4 protein-coding genes are annotated in these 4,571 nt (G+C 66.2%); 2 read left to right on the forward strand and 2 right to left on the reverse strand.

Annotated elements, in window-relative coordinates:
- Nucleotides 1-219: 219 nt before the first annotated feature.
- Nucleotides 220-879 (forward strand): hypothetical protein, encoded by a 660-nt coding sequence (locus Q1V87_RS12380; protein WP_300593336.1) that lies wholly within the window; start codon nt 220-222, stop codon nt 877-879.
- Nucleotides 880-976: 97 nt separating this feature from the next.
- Here the strand turns inward: Q1V87_RS12380 and Q1V87_RS12385 are convergent, their stop codons facing one another.
- Entirely contained in the window at nt 977-2,134 is a 1,158-nt protein-coding gene (locus Q1V87_RS12385; protein ID WP_300593339.1) for a hypothetical protein, read from the reverse strand.
- Nucleotides 2,134-3,768 (reverse strand): cell wall metabolism sensor histidine kinase WalK, encoded by a 1,635-nt coding sequence (locus Q1V87_RS12390; RefSeq protein WP_300593342.1) that lies wholly within the window; start codon nt 3,766-3,768, stop codon nt 2,134-2,136. The genes Q1V87_RS12385 and Q1V87_RS12390 overlap by 1 nt, the downstream gene beginning before the upstream one ends.
- A gap of 153 nt (nt 3,769-3,921) precedes the next feature.
- On the opposite strand from Q1V87_RS12390, the gene Q1V87_RS12395 reads away from it, so the two are divergent.
- On the forward strand, nt 3,922-4,571 hold a 650-nt coding region (locus Q1V87_RS12395), incomplete at its 3' end, for a fructose 1,6-bisphosphatase (RefSeq protein ID WP_300593345.1).

A 4,571-nucleotide genomic window follows, 5' to 3' on the forward strand; every position in this document is an offset into this window, starting at 1 on the left:
CGCCGCGACGCGGCACGACCAAGGACCCAGTGGACGACCGGGATGCGACGCCCGGAGCACACCCCTGCCCAGACGTGGTCAGCGCAACTCGATCACGATCCCGCCGCCCGCCCAACCTTCATCGGTGGATCGAGGCTAAGGAGGGCGGGAGCCCCCGGATGCGTAGACTGATCCCACCCCTGCGCGGGGTGAGGTTGGTGATCCCGAGGGGGGATGGAGATGAAGGCCGTTGGTCGGGGCGACGCTGGAGTCGGCATCCGTGGTGGTCGACAGGTGCACGGCGTCGCGAGGGCGGGTGTGATCGCGGGTTTGCTCGCCTTGCCGGTAGCGCTCGCCGGGTGTGGGCCTGCGCCGTGGAACAACTGGGGCTACGAGACCTCGAGCCCGACGCCCACCTTTACCCGCCAGACCGTTGCCCCACCGGTGAAGAACGACCTCTCCAGCGGCTCCACGCAGCGAGACCTCCAGGCCGGCGCCGTGAAGGCCACTGTCGACTACTGGTCGACGCTGTCGATGGACAAGTGGACTGCCGATGCCCTCAAGCCCATCAGCCTGTCGCTGATCACAACGGTGGAACCCAACGACGGTCAGAAGGTCTACTTGCAGCGGGCGACGATGGTCGCCGTGCCGCAGAGCGACACCGGAGATCTCGCTCCGCTGGATCCGCAGGTGGATGCCGCGAGCGTCAACCCCGGCTATCTCGTGCTTTCGCCCTACAGCTACTCCCAGAACTTCACCGTCGGTCCGGTGCCATCGAACGCGATCTCGGTGACGGTTCAGTTCACGTACGACTTCCTCGTGCAGACGACGCCGACCTCGAACGAGTACGCGAAGCAGACGGCATCCGACACGCTGACGATTGCCATCGCGCAGCAGTAGCGCTCACGCGGCTCACCAGGGCGGCGCTTTCTTGGTCGCGCTCTCGCGCGGCCGCTGACAATAGCCATCGCGCAGCAGTAGCGGTTCCAGCAGCCGGTCAGGCGGTGACGCGCTCCCAGCGGTCGCCGCCCTGCGCGCGGGCCGCTGCTGCAGCTTCGGCCGTGGTGGCAAGCAGGGCATCAAGGTCATATCCCGATGTCGCGACGCTCGCCCAGCCGATGCTGGCCGAGGTCGTCACCGTGATCGGAGCAGCCGGGTCGCGCACGGCGATTCGTCGGAGAACGTCGCGCACGAGCTCTCGGATGACTGCCTCGGGGCGCGATATCAGCACGATGACAGCACTGTCGGGAGCGATCGCGACGTCGGCATCCGTGGGGAAAACCGCGACGACACGAGACTGGATCTCGCGGATGAGTCGACCGAAGATGGCGGGTCCTCCCGCAGCTTGCAGATCTTCAGCGTCGTCGAGCTCGATGCGAAGCAGCGACCAGGTGCCGGCATCCCGCGCGGCGGCGCGTTCGAGACGTTCGCGGGCCGTCCCCACGAACCGACCCCAGTCGCTGTGCGGCGCCCCGGACTCGATCGCCTGCGTCCCGGGGGTCACGAGCGGCACCAGCGACACGAGCGCGCAGACCATGTAGACGAGCATTCCGATCGAATTGAAGATGCGCGTCGATGCGAAGGCCTCCGACGTGGAGAGTGGGGTGAACAGGGCGCCGATAAGCACCGTGACGCCAGCCAGCGCGTAGACCGCCGAGGAGATGACGATCGGCCACAGCAGACGCTCGGACCGCTCCGGGATGCGCCGCCACTCGAGGAGGAACAGCACGCCGAAGATCGAGGAGATGAAGAACACGACGCGGTAGGCGAGGCCGAACAGGTCAGAGTCCCCTACCGCGATGAGAGCAACGATCGACACCGCCGCGACCACGGCGCTGATCCACGCGTACGTTCGAACTTTGCGGTGGGCGCGCAGCCCCGACCACAGGAGCGCCGGGGCGCCCAGCAGCAGACCCATCGAGCCTCGCCGCAGTTCCTCGGACTCGGCGGCAGTCGCAGCGAGATAGCCGAAGCAGGCCACCATGATGCCCATGAACGTCAGCGACCACAGCAGCGTCGAGCGGCGGGGCCGCGCGAGAAACGCCAACCCGACGAAGAGGATGGTGCCGAGGGTTGCGATGGTCGCGTGGGCGATACCGATGGTCGCGCCGCCGAGGTCGGGCCAGGGCAGCTCACCAGGTGCAGGAAAGATCATCACGACTCCGGAGCGACGGAATGGGGGAGACGAAGAGTGACCGTCGTGCCGTGTCCGAGTTCACTCGTCACCGTGAGGGTGCCGCCGTGGGCTGTCACGATCTCGCGCGCGATACCGAGACCAAGCCCGGTACCAGGCGCATGCTCCTGGGCGCGCGTACTGCGAAACAGGGGGTCAAACACGTGCTCGAGGTCCTCGGAGGCGATGCCGATGCCCGTGTCGGCGACCACGATGACGGCGTTATCCTCGTCCAGAGCTGCCGATACCCGCACTGAACCGCCAGCTGGCGTGTACTTCACGGCATTGCTGACGACGTTGTCGAGGACCTGGCGCAGGCGGAAGACGTCGCCATCCATCCGCAGGTGGGCCGGGAGGTCGGCTTCCAGCGTCACGCTCTGTTCTCGTGCCGTCGCGGCGAAAGCTTCTCCGACGGCGGTCGGCATCGGGACGAGGTCGAACGAGCGGCGGTCCTGGGTGGGGGTGAATCCGCTGCGCGAGCGCTGCAGCATCGTCGAGGCGATACCGAGCATCCGTTCGCTGGCGGAGAGGATCGTCTCAAGGTGGTCCCGGATCTTCGGGGTCAGCTCATCCTCTTCTTCGAGTGCAAGGTCGGCGTGACCGATGATGACGGTCAGCGGATGCCGCAGTTCGTGAGAGGCTACCGCGGCGATCCGTTCGCGCTCGCGCTCGGCCTCGGTGACGGCGGTGATGTCGTGGGCGACGAGCATCGTCGACGCAGAATCGTCGGCTGACGAGGTCAGCGGCATCGTCCTCACCGACAGAGCGCGCCAGGTGCCTTCGGCGTCAAAGATCCAGACCCGCGCATCCTCGAAGATCTCGCCACGTTGCGCACGCGCGAACGTGCGCTCCGAGGCCGGGATCGCCGTCCCCTGCAGGGATGCGTATTCGACGGAGGTGGGCGGAGAGTTCGGATCGTTGGGGCTCGTTCCGTAGAGCCGAGCGTAGGTCGTGTTGACGGCGAGCAGTGATCCGTCACGGGCGAAACGCAGGATGCCGACATCCACGCCGTTGATCAACTCGATCGTGCTGCGCTCGGCGCCCGAGACCCGTTCAAGCGTGGTTTCGAGACGCCGCGTCTGGCCGAGAAGCAACCGCTTGAACGCCCGCGTCTGGCGCATCGTGATGTTCGCCGTGATACCCAGGAACGTGACTCCGAGGAGCACCGTGAACAGTTCGACGGCGCCGGGCGGTTCGGTGGAGGTGGCGGCTTCGATCAAGAGGGAACCGGCGATTGTGACGATGGCGGCCGCGAGGGCCCAGCGCGTGAAGTGCAGGCCGATCCACATGATCGGGAAGACCCAGAAGAAACCGAGCGGCAGGATCGAGGATGCCGCCATGAACCCGACGGCGACGATGTCGGCGAACGGGATGATCAGCGGCGACCACCGGGGTGCGCGGGCCCAGGGTACGACAAGTGTCACCGCGGTTGCAGCGATGATGATGGCCACCCCGGTGAGCATGAGCCACGACTCGAACAGTTCCGGCTCGTAGCCGAGCGATACGACCGAGATGATGATGATCGAGACGCCGAGGGAGAGCTGCGTGAGCCAGATCGACCTCACTCGCATCGTCGCGCCGTCGACGTCGCGGAATTGCGCGTCTCTTGCGCTCACCTTGTGCTCCCCCTTAGGCAGCGTTGAGTTCAGGCCTTTGTTCGTATCGTATACTTCCAGCGCATCCGGCTTGTGGAACCCGCCACGAGCCCGAGATAACCGCGGAATATCAGCCTTCGATGCCCTGCACGTCGGCCCGCTCAAGGAGAAACCATGGCCACCGCCCCGCAACCGTCGCGCACCGTACGCCGCGTCGTGCTCGGCGCCGCCGCACTGGCTTTGGGCGCCTCGTCCCTGACCGGATGCCAGCAGATCGCCGAAGCATTCAATTCGATCCAGGGTGAAGCACCCAGCACCGCATCGACGGCGACACCGGTGCCGCAGCCGGTCTCGACGACTGCCGCGATGGACTTCGACTCACTGTTCTCGTACGACGGGTCGGTTTCGTTGACGACAGATGTCGCATCCGACCTCGAGGTCGTGCTCGATGTGTGGGCGGCTGACCCGAAGCGCACCCGCGAGTGGACGCCGAACAACGAGAAGGTGTTCGGGTTCGCGATCAACGCGTACGACCGTCGGGTCGATGACAAGGCAGTGTTGGCGCAGAAGCGCCGGGTCTATGTGTCCTCGATCTCGATCACGTCACAGACCGCACAGACCTCGGGGATGGTGCAGCAGCCGTTCCAGTTCGCCGCCGACCCCCGGACGCTGGTGCCACCGGCCACGCTGCGCTCGGACCGTGGGCTGCTGCTCAACAGCTATCAGGGCGGGCTGCTCGTTCCCGAGACGACGATCTTCATGCTGCCGGCCGACACCTACGGCATCACACTGCAGTTCTCGTTCGGCATCTACGTCGAGGGCAC

It is taken from the genome of Microbacterium sp. (assembly GCF_030149085.1).
In the GTDB taxonomy this organism is placed as follows: domain Bacteria; phylum Actinomycetota; class Actinomycetes; order Actinomycetales; family Microbacteriaceae; genus Microbacterium.

Excerpts from the sequence above, each read along its gene's own strand:
- Q1V87_RS12380 (WP_300593336.1), top strand. The coding sequence starts at position 220 with ATGAAGGCCGTTGGTCGGGGCGACGCTGGAGTCGGCATCCGTGGTGGT.
- Q1V87_RS12385 (WP_300593339.1), bottom strand. The coding sequence starts at position 2,134 with ATGATCTTTCCTGCACCTGGTGAGCTGCCCTGGCCCGACCTCGGCGGC.